We start from the raw sequence: 20,286 nt of genomic DNA, 5'->3' as shown, positions 1-20,286 counted from the left end.
CCTCAAGGACAACAGATCATTCTCAAAATGAACGGAGTTCAGCGCGTGCTTTCGATTTCCCGCCGTCAACTGTCGGTGATTGCCGCAGCCTTTGCCCTGGCTGCCTGCCATACCCCTGTCAACGAACAGCCACCGGCACCGGAGCTGGGCTCCGGTTATCGCACCGACCTCACCACTCAACACGCCGAGCGCCATATGGCCGCGGCGGCCAACCCGCTGGCGGCGCAGGCCGGGCGCGAGATGTTGCGCATGGGCGGTTCGGCGATCGATGCGGCGATCGCGATGCAGGCGGTATTGACCCTGGTGGAGCCGCAGTCTTCCGGCATCGGTGGTGGTGCGTTCATCATGGTGTGGGACGGGAAAAACGTACACGCCTATGACGGCCGTGAAACCGCGCCGGCCGGGGCTACCGAGCGTTTGTTCCTGCGCAGCGACGGTACGCCGATGGCATTTCCAGAGGCGCAGATTGGAGGACGCTCAGTCGGTACTCCAGGGGTATTACGTGCGCTCGAAATGGCGCACAAGAAGACCGGCCGGTTGCACTGGGCCACGCTGTTCGAGCCGGCGATCCGCCTGGCAGAACAGGGCTTTGCGATTTCTCTGCGCCTGCACAGCCTGATCGCGGCTGACCGGTACATTGTGCAGTCACCCGACATGGCGGCGTATTTCCTGAACGCGGATGGCACGCCGAAAGCCACCGGCACCGTGTTGAAAAACCCGGCGCTGGCCAATGTGTTCAAACGCATCGCCAAGGAAGGGCCGGACGCGCTGTATCAAGGGCCGATTGCCGATGAGATTGCACGCAAGGTGCAGGGCCATGGCAACGCGGGCAGCCTGTCCCAGGTGGACCTGAAGGACTACACCGCCAAGGAGCGCACGCCGCTGTGCACCGATTACAAGCAGTGGAAAGTCTGCGGCATGCCACCGCCGTCGTCGGGCGGGATCGCCGTCGCGCAAATCCTGGGCACCTTGCAGGCGCTGCAAGCCCGGGACATCGCAGCAATGCCACCGCTGAAAAGCGCATCGCCTGCCGGCCTTGAACCAACGCCCGAAGCCGTGCACCTGCTGGCCGAAGCCGGTCGCCTGGCCTTTGCTGATCGCGGGCTCTACGTCGCCGATACGGACTTCGTGCCCGTGCCGGTCGCGGGTCTGGTCGCACCGCAATACCTGGCCAAGCGCGCGGCGTTGATCGGCGAGCGCAGCATGGGCATCGCCAAGCCGGGCGTACCGGCAGGTATCCAGGTGGCCTATGCGCCGGACCGCTCGCCGTTGCGCATCTCCACCTCACAAGTGGTGGCGGTGGATGACCTGGGTGGCGCCGTGTCGATGACCACCACGATTGAGGCGGCATTTGGCTCCCATCTGATGGTCCAGGGTTTCTTGCTCAACAACCAGATGACCGACTTCTCGTTTATCCCTGAAGAAAATGGCCAGCCGGTGGCCAACCGCGTCGAGCCCGGCAAGCGCCCACGTTCGGCCATGGCGCCAACCCTGGTGTTCGACCGCAAGAGCGGCGAGCTGCTGGCCACGCTCGGCTCGCCCGGCGGCTCGCAAATCATCGAGTACGTGAGCAAGTCCCTGGTGGCGATGCTTGACTGGCAACTTGGCCCGCAAGCGGCCATCAGTCTGCCGAACTTCGGCAGTCGCAATGGCGCCACCGAGCTGGAGGCCGGCTTGTTCAGCCCCGAGCTGAAACAGGCACTCAAAGACAAAGGGCATGCCCTGAGCGAGATCGACATGACCAGCGGCATCCAGGCCATCGTTCGCACGCGGGATGCTAAGGGCAAGGTGTCGCTCAGCGGCGGCGCCGACCCTCGGCGTGAAGGCGAAGCGGTCGGCGACTGAACACTTCAATCAACGGAGAAAGCGCTCGTGCAACAGGCAGACAATCTCGGCGCCATCCCAGGCGTCGACCACGGTTTTTGTTCGATCAATGATCCGCTGCGCCCGGATGAGGTGTTCATCTGCAAGCAGGTGCACAGCGCTTCGGTGATCGAGTGGCAGGCCGACCAGGTGCCCAACACCGTTGAGGCGGACGGGGTGTGCACAGGTGAGCATCAGCCCATCGCTGTGATCACCGCTGACTGCCTGCCCCTTCTTATTGCCGCGCAGAACGGCGAAAAGGTCGCTGCGGTGCATGGAGGATGGAAGGGGCTGCAAAGCGGGATCATCGCCAATGCAATCAAGCGTTTTACCGACGCAGGGATTGCAGTCGACCAGTTGCGCGTGGCGATCGGACCGTCGATCAAACAGTGCTGCTATGAGGTGAGCGAGGGCTTTGTTGCGCAGTTCCAGGCTGACCAGGGACACCTGTGGTCAACCGGGCGGGCGCCGTGGAGCGCAGCGCAACCCGCACCATTATTGCCCCCGCAAATTGCACCGCCCCACGCCAGGCAAGCAGGAAGCGCGTGGTTTGACTTGAGCGGGTATGGCGTGATGTTGCTGCAAGCGGCCGGCATCCGGCGTGAACAAATCGAGGTGAGTGAGGTGTGCACTTACTGCACCTCCCCCACCTTTGCCAGCTACCGCCGCAGGACGCATCACCCAGAGGAAGTGAAGACACTGATTTATTCGTGGATTGCTCGCATCACCGACTGATCTTCAACCCCTTGCGCCCCGCATGCCGCTCCAGCGCCAGCTCGATCAGCCGGCTCACCAGTTCGCTGTAGCTCATGCCCGCCGCCTGCCACAGCTTGGGGTACATGCTGATGCGAGTAAAACCGGGCAGTGAGTTGATTTCGTTGATCAGCACTTCGCCATCGTCGGTCAGGAACACATCGACCCGTGCCAGGCCGGAACAGCCCAGCACCTCGAAGGCCTCGATGGCCAACCGACGAATACGCTCGCTGGCTTCATGGCTGATATCGGCCGGCACCACCACCTGGGCGGCCTGGTCGTCGATGTACTTGCTGTCGTAGGAATAGAAACCGCTGCTCACCACAATCTCGCCGCAACCACTGGCGATGGGGTGTTCATTGCCCAGCACCGCACATTCGATTTCACGGCCTTTTACCGCCGACTCGACCAACACTTTTTGATCAAAGCCCAGCGCAAGTTCGACGGCTGCGTGGTACTCGGCTTCGTCGCCGACTTTGCTCACGCCCACCGATGAGCCTTGGTTGGCCGGTTTGACGAACATCGGCAGGCCGAGCTTGCTCACTGCCATATCAAAGGCGGTACGCGCCGCATTGCTGCGGGTCAGGGTGATGAATGGGGTGACGGCAATCCCGGCATCGCGCAGCAAGCGCTTGCTGATGTCCTTGTCCATGCACACTGCCGAGCCGAGTACGTCGGAACCCACGAAAGGCAGGTCGGCCATGCGCAGCAGGCCTTGCAGGCAGCCGTCCTCACCGAGGGTGCCGTGCACGATAGGGAAGATCACGTCGACATGTTCCAGCAGGCCACTGCCGGAAGTCTCCACCAGTTGCTGGCTGGCCTTGCCGGGCACCACCGCCAGCTCACGGTTGGACTGGTTGAGGGCGATCAAGGCTGGGTTTTCCTGGTTGAGCAGGAAGTTCGAAGTGTCGTTGAGGTGCCAGTGCCCGGCCTTGTCGATACCGATCAACACCGGTTCGAAGCGCGAGCGGTCGAGCGCATCGACGATATTGCGCGCCGATTGCAACGACACTTCGTGCTCAGCCGAACGGCCACCAAAAATAATGCCTACCCGCAACTTGCCCATGACCCGACCTCACTGTTGAACGTAAGGCTTCTTACCACGGGCCGTCAGCGATTCGCTACCAGATGTGCTCCGAACAACACATAGCAGCCACCGGCAAAGCGGTCGAGCCACTTGCGCGAACGACTGTAGAGGCTGGCCATGCGCTCACTGGAAAACACCAGGGCTACGCTGGAATACCAACTGAACGACAAGGTGGCCATGGTGATCACCGCCAGGGTCAGCAGCATCGGCGACGGCGAAGGCGGCATGGTTGACGCGAAGATGGTGGCAACAAACAAGGCGGCCTTGGGGTTGGACAAATTACCCAGCAACCCCAAGCGCCATGCGGAAAACAACGAGCGCCGGGCTTCGTCCGGCAACACGTTCTGACTCATGCTCGGTGAAGAGCGCTTGAACAGTTTCAACCCGAGGTAGATCAGGTAGCAGCCGCCGATGATCTTGAACGCCAGGTACAGCATCGGTGCCGCCGTAAACAGCGACTTGATGCCCAGGCCACCCGCCAGGCCCCACATGATCGTACCCGTGGCCACTCCGGCGGATGCCACCACACCATGGCGGCGCGAACAACTGGCGGCCAATTGCGCCGTGTTGAAGAAGTTGGGGCCGGGCGTGACCACCGCGACCGTCCACAGCAAGGCCAGCGAAACCAGGGGCATCACATAGGCAGGGTTGAGAAAAACCATGGTAGGCAGCTCCATCAGCGCGAGGCACGAGCGACGATCATAGGCCGCTGCCCAGCCCTGCACAATCGTACAAGACCCCGGCAGACAAGGGATGCAGACTGGGTTAACGTATTTCCCTCTCTTTTTTGTGACCCCTCACCATGGGCAAACCCACCGCCACCCTCGACTGGCTGCACCGCGCGCCCCATGCCAGTGGCCTGGACCGTATCGAAGCGTACTTTGCCGGTTTCGCCTTCGACCCGCATCGCCATGACACTTACGCCATCGGGCGTACGTTGACCGGCGTGCAGAGCTTTCACTATCGCGGCGAGATGATCCACAGCGTGCCGGGCACGACCATGGTGCTTCACCCCGATGAAACCCACGACGGTCACGCCGGCAGCGACGAGGGCTTCAAATACCGGATGATTTACGTCGAGCCCTCGCTGATCCAGCAGATCCTCGGCGGCAAGCCGTTGCCGTTTATCCCGGGCGGCCTGTCCACCGATCCCAGGCTGTTCCGCGCCAGCGAAGTGCTGCTGCAGAACCTCGACAACCCCATCGACCCATTGCAGGAACAGGACGCCCTGTTCGACCTGGCCCACGCACTGAACAACGTCTCGGGCGGGATCATCAGCCGCAAGACCTTCGACTACGTGGCCGCCGAGCGCGCCCGCGAATTCATCCACAGTGCCCTGGGCCGTAGCATCACCCTGGATGAAATGGCCGACCACGCCGGTCGCGATCGCTGGGCCTTGTCGCGGGATTTTCGCCTGCTGTTCGGCACCAGCCCCTATCGCTACCTGACCATGCGCCGCCTGGACCTGGTGCGCAGCCTGCTGGCCCAGGGCCAATCGCTGGTGGACGCGGCGATGACGGCCGGCTTCACCGACCAGAGCCACATGACCCGGCAATTTCGCAGCACCTACGGTATGCCGCCGTCGCGCTGGGTGAAGATGCTCGGGCGCTGACAAAGCTTAGAGCGCGTGCCCATCAATCGGCTGGCCGATGCTGAGAAAATGCCCGCCCGCCACATGGTGCAAAGTACGCAATTCATCATGCCCCTCGAAATGCCAGTGCCCTTCGCTGAACACGCGCTCGTCGGCATAGGCCGCGATCACTTCGCCGAGGAACAGGTCGTAGGTCTGCTGATTATGCGGCTCGGGCAACAGTCGGCATTCCAGCCAGGCCACGCAGCCTTCCAGCAGCGGCGCCTGAGTGTATTCGCCATTGAATGTTTGCAGGCCGTAAGCGGCAAACTTGTCGGTGTCGGCACCGGTGACGTTACCGACGGTTTGCACCAGATCGGCCTGCGCCACGCAAGGCACCTGCAACACAAAAGTGCCGGCGCCTTCCAGCAGTTGGCGGGTCCAGGTGGCCTTGTCCAGCACCACCGCCACTTTCGGCGGTTCGAAATCCAGCGGCATGGCCCAGGCCGCGGCCATGATATTGCGCTGGCCGTTGTGGGCAGCGCTCACCAGCACCGTAGGGCCGTGGTTGAGCAAGCGGTAGGCCTTGGGCAGTGGGACGGGGCGACGGTGGGTAGGGCTCATGGACGATCGGCTCTTCATGCAAGAAAGCCCCTACGATACCTGAAGCCCTACGCTCAACTCGACAGTTGGTTGGCGAACTGCCCCACCGCGCTGACCACCTTCTGCGCACCGTCCTGGATTTCCACGATCACCGTGCCCGCTTCGGCCGCCAGCGCCAGGCCTTGTTCGGCTTGCAGGCGTCCGTCGGTCATCAGGGCAACCGCGTCGCGGGCCATGTCCTGGTTCTGACGCACCACGCCGACAATCTCTTCGGTGGCCTTGCTGGTGCGCGAGGCCAACTGCCGTACTTCATCGGCAACCACCGCAAAACCTCGTCCCTGTTCACCGGCACGCGCCGCTTCGATGGCGGCGTTGAGCGCCAGCAGGTTAGTCTGTTCGGCAATGCCGCTGATGGTCTTGACGATGGTGCCGATCACCTGGGACTGGGCGTTCAGCGCCTCGATGCCGTCACCGGCTTGCTGCATATGCTTGGCCAGGTCGCGCATCACATCCACCGCCTGAGTGACCACGGTGGTGCCACGCTGGGCGCTGTTGTCGGTTTGCAGCGAGGTGCTGTAGGCAATGTTCGCCGCTTCCGCGACCGCCTGCTCCTGGTTGACCTGATCGGTGATGACCGTGGCGAACTTGACCACTTTGTACAACCGGTCATTGGCGTCCAGCACCGGGTTATAGGTGGCTTCCAGCCACACCACACGGCCATGGCTGTCGACCCGTTTGAAGCGGGCCGCAACGAACTCACCGGCGTTCAAGCGCTTCCAGAAGTCTTGGTACTCGGTGCTGTTGTATTCCTCCGGCTCGCAGAATATCCGGTGATGTTTGCCCTGAATCTGCGCCAGGCTGTAACCCATGCCTCCAAGGAAACGGTCATTGGCGGTCAGCACGTGCCCGCCGAGGTCGAACTCGATTACTGCGGTAGAGCGCACCAGGGCGTTCATGAGGTTTTCATGCTCGCGGGAGGCTTCGATGGTGCGGGTAAGGTCGCTGGAATAGATCGAAAAATGCTTGATGCGCCCATCGGAACTGCGCACCGGCTGCACAATCGAGCGCAGCCAGGCTTCCTGGCCATTGCCCCGCATCAGGCGCACGGTGCCGGCGAAATGCTCGCCGCGCACCAGGGCGTTCTTGAAGCGTTGCTGGAACTCATCCCTGCGCACGTGGGCCGGCTCCAGGTCTTCGATCGCGCGCCCCAGCAGTTGGCCACTCTGGTAAGCCAACTCTTGTAGGAAGTTGGCGTTAGCCCATTCCACCCGGCCTTCGGCGTCCAGCGTCAGGCACAGCATTTCACTTTCCAGGCTCTCCTTGACCTGATTCAAGCTGGACAATTCTTCGCGAAGAGCCGACAGCTCCTGCTTCAAACGGGTGTTGAACATGGGGCACCGATGGTCAAATGAGGGAGAGGAATCTGACCTGCATCGGCGCTGCTGGCATTTTCTTAAGCGGTCTTCCGGCCCTGGCCCAACTATTTTTTTGGATCCATCAGCCACCGTTATTTCGGCACACGCCCATCACTTGATACTCAAGGGTATTGAGCTTGCCGTTGGAGTCTTCATAGGTCATGCGCGACGGCACCGGGTTGCACGAGCGGATCGGCGGCGTGACGTTGACCACCGTGGCGATGTCCAGCTTCATGCCGTAGCGATAGGCCTGCACCTCGGGCGCCGGCTTGCCCTTTTTGGCGGCGTAGTCGGCCATGGCTTTTTCGTTGCGCTCCATCATCAGTGCGAACGTACGGTCCCCCCCACCTTCAGCCAGCGCACCGAACGACAAGACTGCAGTTAAAACACCCAGCGCGACTTTATAAAGTTTCATGATTAGTTCCTCGACTGAAAGATTCAGTGCGCAGACTAACCAACTGACCCTGACGCAATCTTCACCAGAACATTACTTATTTGTTAGATAAGTGTGAGCTTCCAGAATTGTAATCTTCGCGCCACTTCTTCGTTATCTGTGGTTTGCAACTATCAGCCCGGGCCAGATCAATAAGAACGCCCACTCTCATAAGAAGCTGAAACTGCCAAGAACCAGGAGCGAACCATGCGTATCCGTCTTTACAGCCTTCCCCTTTCACTGTGCGCCGCTTTCCCGCTGGCTGCCGTGGCCGTGGAGGACCCGCCCGAGGGTTTTATCGAAGGCAGCCGGCTAAATGTGCTGGCGCGTAATTTCTACTTCAACCGCGATGATCGCAAAGGCCAGTCCAGCCCCACCGGCAATGGCTATTCAGAGGCGTGGGCGCAGGGTTTGACCGGCCGCTTTGAGTCCGGCTTCACCCAGGGCACCGTGGGCTTTGGCGTGGATGCGTTCGCCATGGTCGGCATAAAGCTGGACTCGGGCACCGGTCGCAGCGGCGGCAAAGGCTCGTTCGGCGTGCTGCCGGTGGACAGCGAAAACCACCCCGAGGACACCTACAGTAAAGTCGGCGGTGCCGCGAAACTGCGCGTGCTGGATACCGTCATCAAGGCCGGCGACGTATTCCCGCTGACCCCGGTCGTGGCCTACGGCGATTCACGCGTGTTGCCGGAAAGCTTTCGTGGCGTGACCGCACAAAACACCAGCCTCGAGGGCCTGACCCTGCAAGGCGGCCGTTTGAGCGGCATGAGCCAGCCGAGCGAAAGCGGCATGAACAAAGGCTTCGCGACCTTCTACGCCGGGCCCGTCGACTCACCTTGGATCGGCTATTTCGGCGGTGATTACACCGTCAACCAACACCTCAGCGTCAGCCTCTACAGCAGCCGCTTGAAAGACGCCTGGGACCAGTACTACCTCGGCAGCGCCGCCAGCTATCCGCTGGCTGAAGAAGTCTCGCTGTTCGGCGACGTCAACTATTACAAGGCGGTGGACGAAGGCCAGAAAAAGCTCGGTGAATTCGATAACAACATCTGGAGCGCCAGGCTCGGGGTGAAGGTCGGCGCCCACAGCCTGGCCCTGTCCCACCAGCGCAACAACGGCGATGACGACTTCGACTACCTGCGCCAGTCAGACTCGATCTTCCTCAACAACTCGATCCAGTACAGCGACTTCAACTCGCCCAAGGAGCGCTCGTGGATGGTGCGCTACGACCTGGACATGCAGGCATTCGGCATCCCCGGCCTGTCGTTCATGACTCGCTACGGCAAAGGCACCGGCGCCGACTACAGCAACGCCAACGCGGTGTACATGCGTCGCGATGCAGCCGGCAACCCACTGACCGATCAACGCCGCTGGGAGCGGGATATCGAGGCCAAATACGTGGTGCAAAGTGGAAACTTGAAGGACTTATCACTGCGACTGCGCCAGGCAACCGTGCGCTCAAGTGCATTTGAGTCAGACTTGGAAGAAGTTCGGCTGATTATCGAGTATCCAATTGCGGTGCTTTAAGGTAGGCCAATTACATTCACTTGCCGATGCACTACATCTCTTCACAGGTTGAAGTCTGTCAGAACTGTAATATGGGTCTCACCTTCTTGTTAAGTTGCACTTTCTACACTGCACACCGAACACATCTCATCTCTGCGGCTTTTGTGTAGCTCCTTTGGAACAGAGATGAATTTTTGCGCCCCGCTCGGGGCGTTTTTTTTGTGTGCAGGTGCAGTGACGAATCGTCGCACCTGCCTGACATGGCTTGACCCTAAAGCTACTTCACGGTTCAGAGTTTTCCTACAGCCTCCCCCGCCTCGCCATGAGGCCATGCCCTTTTCGTTTTCTTTGAAGGTAACTCCCCATGCGTATCCTTGTGGTTGAGGACGAGCAAAAAACCGCCGACTACCTGCAGCAAGGCCTGACCGAAAGCGGTTATGTCGTCGACTGCGCCGCCAGCGGCATCGATGGCCTGCACCTGGCCCGACAGCACAGCTACGAATTGGTGATCCTTGATGTAAACCTGCCCAACACCGACGGCTGGGAAGTGCTGGAGCAACTGCGCCGCGACGGCAACCAACGCGTGATGATGCTGACCGCACGCGGCCGGCTGGCCGACAAGATCAAGGGCCTGGACATGGGCGCCGATGATTACCTGGTCAAACCCTTCGAGTTTCCCGAACTGCTCGCTCGCGTGCGTACGTTGCTACGGCGCAGCGAACACATTCCGGTGCCGGACGTGCTGCGCGTCTCGGACCTGGAACTGGACCCACGCCGGCATCGCGCCTATCGCGGCAACCGCCGGATTGACCTGACCACCAAGGAGTTCGCCCTGTTGCACGTGCTGATGCGCCAGGCCGGTGAGGTGATGACCCGCACGCAAATCATCTCGCTGGTGTGGGACATGAACTTCGACTGCGACACCAATGTGGTGGAGGTCTCCATCAGCCGCCTGCGGGCCAAGGTCGATGACCAGAGCGAGGTGAAGTTGATCCACACCATTCGCGGCGTGGGTTATGTGCTGGAGGCGCGGCCATGAAGACCAGCAGCCTGTCGATGCGCCTGGGGTTGACCGTCAGCCTGATGGGCGCCGGGTTGGTTGTGCTGCTGGCGACCCTGGCGTACCTGGCCCTGACGCACGAGTTGGACAAGCTCGCCCGCAAGGGTCTGGAAAACAAAATGGAGCAACTGGCCCATACCCTCGGCCAGGGCCTCGACGAACACCGCATCACCAACCGCCCCCATTCACTGCTGGACCTGGTGATGGGCCACGACAACATCTACCTGACCATCATCGGCGCACGGCCCGATGCACCGGTACTCCTCAGCGTCGGCGCCAAGCCCCAGCAACCGCTGCTGCTCGACGTGCCCACCGGCAAGAACCTGGCCTATTTGAACTGGGTCGATGGCCAGGGCAACCGTATTCTCAGCGCTACGCGCCTGATGCCCTTGCAAGGGGGCGAGTACGTACGCGTGCTGCTGTCGCTGGACCGCTCCGATGATGAAGCGCTGCTCAGTGCCTACCTGCGCTCCACGGTGATCGCCCTGCCGATGCTGTTGATCCTGATCGGCATGGGTGCCTGGTGGCTGGTGCAACGCGGGCTTGCACCCTTGCAGCAGTTCAGCCGGGTGGCGGCCAAGGTCAGCACCCAGGACCTGACCCATCGCCTGGCCCTGGACAACCTGCCCAAGGAACTCGGCGAGTTGGCCCAGGGCATCAATTTCATGCTGCATCGCCTGGACGCCGGGGTGCAGCAGTTGTCGCAGTTCTCCGACGACCTGGCCCACGAACTGCGCGCACCGCTGACCAACCTGATGGGCAAGGCCCAGGTGACCCTGTCCCGCGAGCGGCCCTCGGCGGAGTACAAGGCCGGCCTGGAATCCTGCACCGAAGAAATGGAGCGTCTGTCGCGCATCGTGTCCGACATGTTGTTCCTGGCTCAGGTCAGTCACCCGGCGGCACGGGCCGGGTTTGCCCCGGTGTCGCTGGCCGAGGAAGCGCAACGGGTGATGGAACTGTTCGCCCTCAGCGCCGAAGACAAGCACGTGACCCTGAGCCTGCGCGGTGATGCCTGGGTGACCGGGGACCGCTTGATGATCCAGCGCGCCATTTCCAACCTGCTGTCCAATGCCATTCGCCACACCCCCTGCGACTCCAGCGTGTTATTGCTGGTAGAGAGCTACGACCTGAACGTGTCGCTGTCGGTCGGCAACCCGGGGCGTGGAATCGAAGCCCATCACTTGCCCCACCTGTTCGAACGTTTCTACCGTGCCGACAGCAGCCGTACCCGTGCCGAAGGCGGCACCGGCCTGGGGCTGGCGATTGTGCAGTCGATCATGCACCTGCATCAGGGGCACGCCGACGTCAGCAGCCAGCCGGGCCGGTTCACACGGTTCAGCCTGGTGTTTCCTCTTCCTTGAACACGCCGTGTTTCAGTAAGCCGGCTTGATGTGGTGAGCGGGCTTGCCCCGCGCCGGGCTGCGCAGCAGCCCCATCACCAGCTCCATGTCTCCTCAAATAAAAATGCGGTGCCTGGTTTTGGGGCGGCTTCGCCACCCAACGCAGGACAAGCCTGCTCACCACAACGATCACACCTCAGGTATTTGCTCTTCCTTGCGATGCGCCCACTGATACAGCGCCGGTAGCACCAGCAGGGTCAGTAACGTCGAGGAAATGATCCCGCCGATCACCACCGTCGCCAGCGGCCGCTGCACTTCGGCGCCCGTGCCGGTGGCGAGCGCCATGGGGATAAACCCGAGGGACGCCACCAATGCTGTCATCAACACCGGGCGCAGTCGGGTCAGCGCGCCTTCGTTGATCGCCATCGACAACGAGCGCCCTTCCTCACGCAGGTTGCGGATAAAGGCGATCATCACCAGGCCGTTCAGCACCGCCACGCCGGACAAGGCGATAAAGCCCACGCCCGCCGAGATCGACAGCGGAATATCCCGCAGCCACAGCGCCATGATCCCACCGGTCAAGGCGAACGGAATCCCGGTGAACACCAGCAGGCCGTCCTTCAGATTGTTGAACATCATGAACAACAGGCCGAACACCAGCAGCAACGCCACTGGCACCACGATGCGCAGGCGCTCGGAGGCTTCCTTCAACTGTTCGAACTGGCCGCCCCAGGTGGTCCAGTAGCCCGCCGGCACTTTCACCTGGGCGATCAAGGCAGCCTCGGCCTCCTCGACAAACGAACCGATATCCCGCCCCCGCACGTTGGCGCTGACGATCACCAGGCGCTTGCCATTCTCGCGGCTGATCTGGTTCGGGCCGAGCACCAGGTCCAGGCTGGCGACCTGGGACAAGGCGATAAACCCCAACTGGCCAGACGCGCTACCCGGCACCGGAATCAACAGGCGTGACAGCCCGTCGATATCGGTGCGCAGCGCGTCGGACAAACGCACGACCATGTCGAAACGCCGGTCACCTTCGTACAACGTACCGGCCTGGCGCCCGCCCACGGCGACGGCAATGGTGTCCTGCACATCACCCACATTCAGGCCAAATCGCGCTGCCTTGTCACGGTCGATATTGATGGTCAGCACCGGCAGGCCGGAGGTTTGTTCAACCTTGACTTCCGAGGCGCCATTGAGCTTTTTCAGCGTCTCGGCGATTTCCCCGGCGGTCTTGTTGAGCACGTCCATGTCATCGCCGAACACCTTCACCGCCACATCACTGCGCACGCCGGAAATCAGTTCGTTGAAGCGCAGTTGGATCGGCTGCGACAACTCGTACGCACTGCCCGGCACAATCGCACTGGCACGTTGGATATCGGCGATCAGGGTTTCCCGGGACTTCTTGGGATCCGGCCATTGGTCCTTGGGTTTAAGCATCACGTAGCTGTCGGAAATGTTCGGTGGCATCGGATCCGAAGCAATTTCCGCCGTACCGGTACGCGCGAATACGCGCTCGATTTCCGGCACCTGGGCCATCAAGGTTTTTTCCAACTGCTGCTGCATCTGCACCGATTGCGTCAGGCTGGTGCCGGGCACACGCAAGGCTTGCTGGGCAAAATCACCTTCGCTAAGGCTAGGAATAAACTCACTGCCCATGCGACTGGCGACAACGCCAGAGGCGACGATGGTCAGCACGGCCAGGCTGAACACCAGTGGTCGGTGCGACATCACCCAATCCAGCACCGGTGCATAGACCCGGCGCGCGCTGCGCATGACGATATTTTCTTCTTCCTTGACCTTGCCGGTGACGAACAACGCAATCGCCGCCGGCACGAAGGTCACCGACAGGATCATCGCGCCCAGCAGGGCAATCACCACGGTAAACGCCATCGGGTGGAACATCTTCCCGGCCACCCCGGTTAGGGCGAAGATCGGCAGGTACACCACCATGATGATCAGTTGCCCGAAGATCAGCGCCCGCCGCGCTTCCTTGGCTGCGGCGAAGACTTCATGCAGGCGTTCACTGCGGGTCAGCAGGCGACCATGACGCTGTTGCGCATGGGCCAGGCGGCGGATGGCGGTCTCGACGATCACCACCGCGCCGTCAACGATAATGCCGAAGTCCAGCGCGCCGAGGCTCATCAAGTTGGCGCTGACCTTGTTGGTGAACATCCCGGTAAAGGTGAACAGCATCGCCAGGGGAATCACCATCGCGGTGATCAGCGCAGCGCGGATGTTGCCGAGGAACAGGAACAGCACCGCCACCACCAGCAGCGCACCTTCGAAGAGGTTTTTCTTCACGGTGGCGATGGCTTTTTCGACCAGGTTGGTGCGGTCGTAGACCGTGACCGCCACTACGCCCTTAGGCAGCGAGCGGTTGATCTCTTCGAGTTTTTTCGCCACGGCCTGGGAAACGCTGCGGCTGTTTTCGCCAATCAACATGAACACCGTGCCCAGTACGACTTCACGGCCGTTTTCCGTGGCGGCGCCGGTGCGCAGTTCGCGGCCGATCTCGACCTGAGCCACATTGCGCACGCGAATCGGCGTGCCGTCCGAGCTGCTGATGACGATATTGGCAATGTCATCGATGGACGCCAACTGTCCCGGCGCACGGATCAGCAATTGCTCGCCGCTGCGCTCGATGTAGCCGGCGCCGACGTTGGCGTTGTTGCGCTCCAACGCCGTGACCAGGTCATTCAGGGTCAGGTTGTAGGCGGCCAGGCGCTTGGGATCGGGGGCAATCTGGTACTCCTTGGCGAAGCCTCCAATGGTGTTGATCTCGGCCACGCCCGGCACGTTGCGCAGTTGCGGCTTGATGATCCAGTCCTGGATGACCCGCAGGTCGGTCGGCGTGTACGGCGTGCCGTCCTCTTTGCGGGCGCCGTCCTCGGCCTCGACGGTCCATAGGAAAATTTCCCCGAGGCCGGTGGAGATAGGCCCCATGACAGTTTCGATGCCGGAAGGTAATTGTTCGCGAGCCACTTGCAGGCGTTCGTTGACCAGTTGGCGGGCGAAGAACAGGTCGGTGCCGTCCTTGAAGATCACCGTCACCTGGGACAAACCGGAACGCGACAATGAGCGGGTCTGCTGCAAGCCAGGCAAACCGGCCATGGCGGTTTCGATGGGAAAGGTGATGCGCTGTTCGGTTTCCAGCGGCGAATAACCGGCCGCCGCCGAGTTGATCTGCACCTGCACGTTGGTGATATCGGGCACCGCGTCGATGGGCAACTTCTGGTAGCTGGCGATGCCGACACCGGCCATCAACAGCACCGCCAACAGCACGATGATGCGCTGCTCGATGGCAAATTGGATAAGGCGCTCAAACATGGGAAATCACTCGCAGGATCAATGGGCGTGCTCGGCCGAGCCTTTGCCCAGTTCGGACTTGAGGGTGAAGCTGCCGACCGTGGCCACCTGCGCCCCGGCGTCGAGGCCCTGGCGCACTTCGACGTAGCCGTTTTCACTGGCGCCGAGCTCCAGGTGGCGGGTGATAAAACCCTCTGCGGTGCGGACGAACACCGAGGGTTTGTCCTCGACGGTCTGGATCGCGGTCTGCGGGACGGTGACCTTGGCCTGGTAGGAATCCGTCGCCAATTGCACGCTGACAAACAGCCCAGGGCGCCAGGCGTCGTCGGGGTTGGGCACACTGATGCGCACGGTGGCCGTGCGCGTCTGTTCACCGAGCAGGTTGCCGACATACGCCACAGTGCCCTGCACTTCGGTGCCCATTTCGCTGGAGCTGACGGTGACCGGTTTGCCGACCCGGACCTTGTTCAAGTCCTTGGGAAACACACCGAAGGTCACCCACACTTGGGACAAATCGGAGAGGGTGAAAGCGTTGCTGGTCTCGCTCACGACTTCACCAACGCCCAGGTGTTTTTCCACCACCACGCCAGCGAACGGGGCGCGCAGTTCGTAGCGATTACCGCCGACCAGCACAGCGCTGCCGCTCAACGCAGTCATTTTTTGGCGAGCATTGTTGAGGGCAATCTCGGCTTCCTGCATAGCCTGGCGCGCCAGCAGGTAATCCTGTTCGGCGGAGATCTTGTCCTGCCACAACTGCCGTTCGCGCTGGAAGGTGGTGCGCGCCAACTCAACCCGGCGCTCGCTGGCGGCCAGCTCACTGCGTTGGTCAGAGATCTGCTGGCTGGCAATCACCGCCAACAGCTCGCCCTTCTTCACCGCCTGGCCGAGGTTGGCCTTGACTGACTCCACCACACCCGCCACACGCGGAATAATGTGGGAGGTGCGGTCTTCGTCGAAACGCACTTCGCCGGGCAGTACCAGCATCGTGCTGAGGGTGCGGGGCTCGGCCAGGGCCAGTTGAATGCCGGCGGCCTGGATCTGCTGTTCGGTGAGTTCAAGTGCGCCTTCGTCTTCGTCGGCCCTGGCAAGGCCGGACAGCATCAGGCCGAGGGCGACGGCGAGTGCCACACCGTGTCGGTTGTTCATAAAGGACTCCAAAGACAATCAAAACCGGGCGAGGTCGCCGTAGATCCGTTCGATACGCACCCAGGCGTCAGTGGCCTGGGCGGTGGCGGTGAGGTACTGGGTGCGCGCAGCGATCAGGGTGCGCTGGGCGTCGAGCACGTCGAGGAAGCTGAACTTGCCCATTTCGAAACCACGGGTGGCACTGTCCACCGCACTTTGCGCGGCGGGCAGGATCTGCTGGTTGAACGCGCGCACTTCGGTATTGGCGGTTTGCCACAGGTCCAGCGCCTGGCGGGTTTCGGTGCGCAAGCGCAGCTCGGTGGCGTTGCGCAGGTCGCGGGCCTGGTCGGCGCGGCGGGTGGCGGCGAGCACGTTGCCTTGGTTGCGGTTGAACAAGGGGATCGGCATCGACACGCCCACCAGGTTCACGCGCTCGCGCACGCTGGCGTCGTACTGGCTGCCGATGGACACATCGAGGTCGGGAATGCGCTGGGCTTTTTCCAGGCCGACGCTGGCTTCGGTTTGCAGGATGTTCAATTCGGCCAGGCGCAGTTCCGTGGTCTGCTCAAGGCGCGTCAACAACTGCGCAACCGGCGGCAGGGGCGGTGTGGATTGGGGCGGTGTGGCGACGGCCTGGAAATCCGCGCCGCCACTGCCAGTACTCGCGGCCAGGCGGCGATAGGCGTCGGTGAGGCCGACCTGTGCACGGTTCAATTCCAGGCGCATTTCCGACAGCTGTACCTGCGCACGGGTTGCCTCCACCGGCGACGCTTTGCCCGCCGTGACGCGACCATTGGCAACGCGCAGGCCGCGCTCGGCCACAGCCATGGAACGCTGCGCCAGGTCGAGGCGTTCCTGGGCACGCAACGCGCCGTAGTAGTTGTCGATGACGTCGGCACGCAGTGTGTTGCGGCGCTGTTGCAAGGCCAGGGCGGCGGCGTCCTGGGCACGGCTGGCCACGTCAATGCGCGCACCACGCTTGCCGCCCAGTTCCAGGGCCTGGCTGAGCTTGATCGAGGTGGTTCGAGAGTTGCGACGGGTGTCTTCGGCATCCCAGGAGAGCACCGGGTTGGGGAGCAACCCAGCCTGCTGGCGGCCGCCCTGGGCGATGTCGATTTCCCATTGTGCAGCCGCCAGGTCAGGGTTGTTGGCGAAGGCGGTTTGCAGGGCCGAATCGAGGGTCAGGGCCTGTGCCTGGGCAGCGCCGGCAACCAGCAACAACGCCCCCGTCCCCAGAAGTTTTCTAACGGAAATTGCCATAACGAGAGTTCCACGCCCATGAAGTACAAGCGCAGGCAATGTAGCGAGCGCGACTTATCAGGGCGGTGGAGCAAAGATTACAAATCCGACAGCAATGGCTCTGCGGCGGGCATTTCGGCGGCCTGCCGCTGATCGCACCAAAACGATACATAAGCACTTGGCTATCGCGGTATCAGGTATGCTTTTCGGGCAGGAAACAAAAAGAAACAATTCTCCCAACCTGTTCGATAAGGAGTCCCGCCTTGGAGTTATCGACTGCCGCGTGGATGGTTCACGACACTCGCCTTATGTTCTGTGTACTGCTGGCCATCGCCAGCATCATCGTGTTGATCAGCGCGACCAAATTGCCGCCATTCCTGTCGATCCTGATCGGCACCTTCATCGCCGGTGTCGGCGCCGGCCTGCCGCCGGAAGAAGTGGCCAAGGCCTTCAGCAAAGGCGCCGGGGCGATCCTTGGTGAAGCCGGGATCATCATTGCCCTGGGCTCGATGCTCGGCGCATTGATGGCCGAATCCGGCGCGGCCGACCGCATTGCCACCACCCTGCTCGGGCTGGGCAAGGGCAAGTCATTGCCGTGGGTGATGGCGCTGGTGGCGATGGTGATCGGCCTGCCGCTGTTCTTCGAAGTGGGCCTGGTGATGATGGTGCCGATCATCTTTGTAATGGCCAAGCGGTCGAACCAGCCGCTGCTGAAAATCGCCATCCCGGCACTGGCCGGCATGACCACCCTGCACGCCCTGATGCCACCGCATCCGGGGCCGCTGATTGCGGTGGGCGCGTTGCACGCCGACCTCGGCCTGACCATGTTGCTGGGTTTCTGCCTGGCGGTGCCGGCGGTGATCCTGGCCGGCCCGATCTACGGCAACTGGCTGTCCAAACGCCTGCAGGTGGATGCACCGGCGGACATCGGCGCACTGTTCAGCGCACCGCCCAAGGCGCCGCGCCAACCGAGCTTCGGCGTGTCGTTGCTGATCATTCTATTGCCGGTGATCCTGATGCTCGGCAGCACGCTGGCCAAGGTTGCGTTACCAGCGGACAGCAGCGTCGGCCTGACATTGAAATTCCTCGGCGAGCCGCTGATCGCCCTCGGCCTGGCCGTGATCGCCGCCGTGATCTGCCTGGGCTGGGCCGCAGGCATGCCAAGAGCCGACGTGGGCAACACCCTGCGCAAAGCCCTCGCCCCCATCGCCGTCTTGCTGCTCACCATCGGCGCCGGCGGCGGCCTCAAGCAAACCCTGCTGGATGCCGGTGTGAGCCAGACCATCAGCAAGGTCGCCGAAGGCGCGCACATGCCCTACCTGCTGCTGGCGTGGCTGATCGCAGTTGCGCTGCGCCAGGCAACGGGTTCGGCGACAGTCGCCACCACCACGACGGCGGGCATTCTCGCGCCGATGATGGCCGGGCTGGCGGTGACGCAAAGCTCGTTGGTCGCGCTGGCAATCGGCGCCGGCTCGGTGTTCTTCTGCCACGTCAACGACGCCGGGTTCTGGATGGTGCGTGAGTACTTTGGCTTGCAGTTGAAGCAGACGATCTGGGTGTGGTCGGTGTTGCAGACGATTGTTTCAGTCGTCGGCTTGGTGGGTACGCTGGTGCTTTGGCACTTCTTGACCTAACCCCTACGCAGCCAAGGTGTGGCGATTGCCAAACAACGCCACACTCCCCACCCCCACCGCCCCCATCACCACGCAATACCCCACGCAGATCCACGGGCTGGTCGGCATCAACGCAATCAGCAGCAGCGGCGTGGTACTCGCCCACAGCGCGTAGGCAATGTTGTAGGTGAAGGAAATCCCCGACACCCGCACCTGCGCCGGAAACAGGCCGACCATCACCGACGGCACCGCGCCGACCACGCCGCAACTGAGGCCCGCCACGGCATACGCCGCGCCCAGCCATATCCCGCCGTTGATCAGGCTGGCGTACAGCACCGCAATCCCCAGCGGCAGCAACAGGCTGTAGACCAGCACCGCGCGCCAGGCGCCGATGCGGTCCACCAGCAGGCCGGCCAGTACGCAACCGATGTTCAGGAACACGATGCCCAAGGCGCTCAAGGCGAAGGTGTGGCTGGGGCTCATGCCGAAGGTTTTCTGCATCATGGTCGGGGTGATGACTACCAGTACGACCACGGCGGAAGTGAGCACGCAGGTGAGGATCATCGCCGGTAGCAGCACGGCGCGGTGGTCGCGCAGCACGGTGCGCAAGGGCAGTTCGGCGGCGGCCTGGCGGCGGGCCTGCATTTCGAGGAACACCGGGGTTTCGCTGAGCCAGCGGCGCAGCCACACGCCGATCACGCCGAACACACCGCCGAGCAGGAATGGGAAGCGCCAGGCGTAGTCGAGGATTTCTGCGGGGGTGAAGACCTGCGCCAGCAGCGTGGCGGTGAGGGCGCCGAGCAGGTAGCCGAAGGTCAGGCCGGCTTGCAGGAAGCCCAGGGCGTAGCCGCGATGATGGGGCGGCGCGTGTTCGGCGACGAAGGTCCAGGCGCTGGGCACTTCACCCCCGACCGCCGCACCTTGCAGCACGCGCAGCGCCAGCAGGATCAATGGGGCGAAGTAACCGATTTGCGCATAGGTGGGCATGATCCCGATCAGCAGGCAAGGCAAGGCCATCATCAGGATGCTCAGGCTGAACACGCGCTTGCGTCCCAGGTGATCGGCGAAGTGCGCCATCAGGATGCCGCCCAGCGGGCGCGCCAGGTAGCCGGTGACGAAGATCCCGAAACTTTGCAGCAGGCGCAGCCACTCGGGCATTTCCGGCGGGAAGAACAGTTGGCTCAAGGTCAGTGCAAAAAACACGAAGATGATGAAGTCGTAGATTTCCAGGGCACCGCCCAGGGCGGCCAGGCCCAGGGTTTTGTAGTCGGAGCGGGAAAAACGCTGCGCCTGTGTAGGAAAGGTGGCAGTCATGTGAAGGCTCGGCAGACAAACAAAATGGCGTGCAGGTTATGAGCTGCGCCCAATGA

Annotated in this window: 15 protein-coding genes and 2 pseudogenes; 7 read left to right on the top strand and 10 right to left on the bottom strand. The window is 62.2% G+C overall.

Annotated features, from left to right (window positions below):
• The first annotated feature begins 27 nt into the window (after positions 1–27).
• Positions 28–1,845, top strand: a complete 1,818-nt coding sequence (gene ggt, locus BLR69_RS25260; protein ID WP_071494259.1) for a gamma-glutamyltransferase — start codon at positions 28–30, stop codon at positions 1,843–1,845.
• A 27-nt stretch (positions 1,846–1,872) separates the two neighbouring features.
• Positions 1,873–2,598, top strand: a complete 726-nt coding sequence (pgeF, locus tag BLR69_RS25255) for a peptidoglycan editing factor PgeF (RefSeq protein WP_071494260.1) — start codon at positions 1,873–1,875, stop codon at positions 2,596–2,598.
• Here pgeF and ddlA read toward each other — a convergent pair.
• Positions 2,588–3,682, bottom strand: a complete 1,095-nt coding sequence (gene ddlA, locus BLR69_RS25250) for a D-alanine--D-alanine ligase (protein ID WP_071494261.1) — start codon at positions 3,680–3,682, stop codon at positions 2,588–2,590. The genes pgeF and ddlA overlap by 11 nt on opposite strands.
• A gap of 44 nt (positions 3,683–3,726) precedes the next feature.
• Entirely contained in the window at positions 3,727–4,365 is a 639-nt protein-coding gene (locus tag BLR69_RS25245) for a LysE family translocator (protein ID WP_071494262.1), read from the bottom strand.
• Between the two features lie 140 nt (positions 4,366–4,505).
• Here BLR69_RS25245 and BLR69_RS25240 point away from each other — a divergent pair, with 140 nt between their 5' ends.
• Complete coding sequence (locus BLR69_RS25240) at positions 4,506–5,315, top strand: AraC family transcriptional regulator (RefSeq protein ID WP_071494263.1); 810 nt, start codon at positions 4,506–4,508, stop codon at positions 5,313–5,315.
• 6 nt (positions 5,316–5,321) lie between these two features.
• Here the strand turns inward: BLR69_RS25240 and BLR69_RS25235 are convergent, their stop codons facing one another.
• The 4 genes and pseudogenes from BLR69_RS25235 to BLR69_RS25225 form a co-directional block, all read right to left on the bottom strand.
• Complete coding sequence (locus BLR69_RS25235) at positions 5,322–5,897, bottom strand: flavin reductase family protein (protein WP_071494264.1); 576 nt, start codon at positions 5,895–5,897, stop codon at positions 5,322–5,324.
• 53 nt (positions 5,898–5,950) lie between these two features.
• Positions 5,951–6,382 (bottom strand): annotated as a pseudogene (locus BLR69_RS31605) (methyl-accepting chemotaxis protein); the annotation flags it as partial.
• Between the two features lie 108 nt (positions 6,383–6,490).
• Positions 6,491–7,177 (bottom strand): annotated as a pseudogene (locus BLR69_RS31600) (PAS domain-containing protein); the annotation flags it as partial.
• 196 nt (positions 7,178–7,373) lie between these two features.
• Positions 7,374–7,706: a DUF2790 domain-containing protein gene (locus BLR69_RS25225; RefSeq protein ID WP_071494266.1), complete on the bottom strand. Its 333-nt coding sequence runs from the start codon at positions 7,704–7,706 to the stop codon at positions 7,374–7,376.
• 225 nt (positions 7,707–7,931) lie between these two features.
• Between BLR69_RS25225 and BLR69_RS25220 the strand changes: the two genes are divergently transcribed.
• From BLR69_RS25220 to BLR69_RS25210, 3 genes are all read left to right on the top strand, one after another.
• Positions 7,932–9,251, top strand: coding sequence for an OprD family porin (locus BLR69_RS25220; RefSeq protein WP_071494267.1), 1,320 nt, complete (start codon positions 7,932–7,934; stop codon positions 9,249–9,251).
• 343 nt (positions 9,252–9,594) lie between these two features.
• Positions 9,595–10,269 (top strand): heavy metal response regulator transcription factor, encoded by a 675-nt coding sequence (locus BLR69_RS25215; protein ID WP_058423142.1) that lies wholly within the window; start codon positions 9,595–9,597, stop codon positions 10,267–10,269.
• Complete coding sequence (locus tag BLR69_RS25210) at positions 10,266–11,651, top strand: heavy metal sensor histidine kinase (RefSeq protein ID WP_071494268.1); 1,386 nt, start codon at positions 10,266–10,268, stop codon at positions 11,649–11,651. The genes BLR69_RS25215 and BLR69_RS25210 overlap by 4 nt, the downstream gene beginning before the upstream one ends.
• 168 nt (positions 11,652–11,819) lie before the next feature.
• Here the strand turns inward: BLR69_RS25210 and BLR69_RS25205 are convergent, their stop codons facing one another.
• The 3 genes from BLR69_RS25205 to BLR69_RS25195 are packed head-to-tail and all read right to left on the bottom strand — an operon-like array spanning position 11,820 to position 17,324.
• Positions 11,820–14,960, bottom strand: coding sequence for a CusA/CzcA family heavy metal efflux RND transporter (locus BLR69_RS25205; RefSeq protein ID WP_071494269.1), 3,141 nt, complete (start codon positions 14,958–14,960; stop codon positions 11,820–11,822).
• A gap of 18 nt (positions 14,961–14,978) precedes the next feature.
• Positions 14,979–16,085: an efflux RND transporter periplasmic adaptor subunit gene (locus tag BLR69_RS25200; protein WP_071494270.1), complete on the bottom strand. Its 1,107-nt coding sequence runs from the start codon at positions 16,083–16,085 to the stop codon at positions 14,979–14,981.
• An 18-nt stretch (positions 16,086–16,103) separates the two neighbouring features.
• Entirely contained in the window at positions 16,104–17,324 is a 1,221-nt protein-coding gene (locus BLR69_RS25195; RefSeq protein WP_071494271.1) for a TolC family protein, read from the bottom strand.
• 242 nt (positions 17,325–17,566) lie between these two features.
• Here BLR69_RS25195 and BLR69_RS25190 point away from each other — a divergent pair, with 242 nt between their 5' ends.
• Positions 17,567–18,937 (top strand): GntT/GntP/DsdX family permease, encoded by a 1,371-nt coding sequence (locus BLR69_RS25190; protein ID WP_071494272.1) that lies wholly within the window; start codon positions 17,567–17,569, stop codon positions 18,935–18,937.
• 3 nt (positions 18,938–18,940) lie between these two features.
• On the opposite strand, the gene BLR69_RS25185 is transcribed toward BLR69_RS25190, so the two are convergent.
• Positions 18,941–20,230, bottom strand: coding sequence for an MFS transporter (locus tag BLR69_RS25185; RefSeq protein ID WP_071494273.1), 1,290 nt, complete (start codon positions 20,228–20,230; stop codon positions 18,941–18,943).
• Positions 20,231–20,286 lie beyond the last annotated feature (56 nt).

This window comes from Pseudomonas azotoformans (assembly GCF_900103345.1).
Classification (GTDB): domain Bacteria; phylum Pseudomonadota; class Gammaproteobacteria; order Pseudomonadales; family Pseudomonadaceae; genus Aquipseudomonas; species Aquipseudomonas azotoformans.
This window is presented reverse-complemented; position numbering and strand designations above follow the sequence as displayed.

Coding starts and splice junctions, on each gene's coding strand:
- ggt (WP_071494259.1), top strand. CDS start 28: ATGAACGGAGTTCAGCGCGTGCTTTCGATTTCCCGCCGTCAACTGTCG.
- ddlA (WP_071494261.1), bottom strand. CDS start 3,682: ATGGGCAAGTTGCGGGTAGGCATTATTTTTGGTGGCCGTTCGGCTGAG.
- BLR69_RS25245 (WP_071494262.1), bottom strand. CDS start 4,365: ATGGTTTTTCTCAACCCTGCCTATGTGATGCCCCTGGTTTCGCTGGCC.
- BLR69_RS25240 (WP_071494263.1), top strand. CDS start 4,506: ATGGGCAAACCCACCGCCACCCTCGACTGGCTGCACCGCGCGCCCCAT.
- BLR69_RS25235 (WP_071494264.1), bottom strand. CDS start 5,897: ATGAGCCCTACCCACCGTCGCCCCGTCCCACTGCCCAAGGCCTACCGC.
- BLR69_RS25225 (WP_071494266.1), bottom strand. CDS start 7,706: ATGAAACTTTATAAAGTCGCGCTGGGTGTTTTAACTGCAGTCTTGTCG.
- BLR69_RS25220 (WP_071494267.1), top strand. CDS start 7,932: ATGCGTATCCGTCTTTACAGCCTTCCCCTTTCACTGTGCGCCGCTTTC.
- BLR69_RS25215 (WP_058423142.1), top strand. CDS start 9,595: ATGCGTATCCTTGTGGTTGAGGACGAGCAAAAAACCGCCGACTACCTG.
- BLR69_RS25210 (WP_071494268.1), top strand. CDS start 10,266: ATGAAGACCAGCAGCCTGTCGATGCGCCTGGGGTTGACCGTCAGCCTG.
- BLR69_RS25205 (WP_071494269.1), bottom strand. CDS start 14,960: ATGTTTGAGCGCCTTATCCAATTTGCCATCGAGCAGCGCATCATCGTG.
- BLR69_RS25200 (WP_071494270.1), bottom strand. CDS start 16,085: ATGAACAACCGACACGGTGTGGCACTCGCCGTCGCCCTCGGCCTGATG.
- BLR69_RS25195 (WP_071494271.1), bottom strand. CDS start 17,324: ATGGCAATTTCCGTTAGAAAACTTCTGGGGACGGGGGCGTTGTTGCTG.
- BLR69_RS25185 (WP_071494273.1), bottom strand. CDS start 20,230: ATGACTGCCACCTTTCCTACACAGGCGCAGCGTTTTTCCCGCTCCGAC.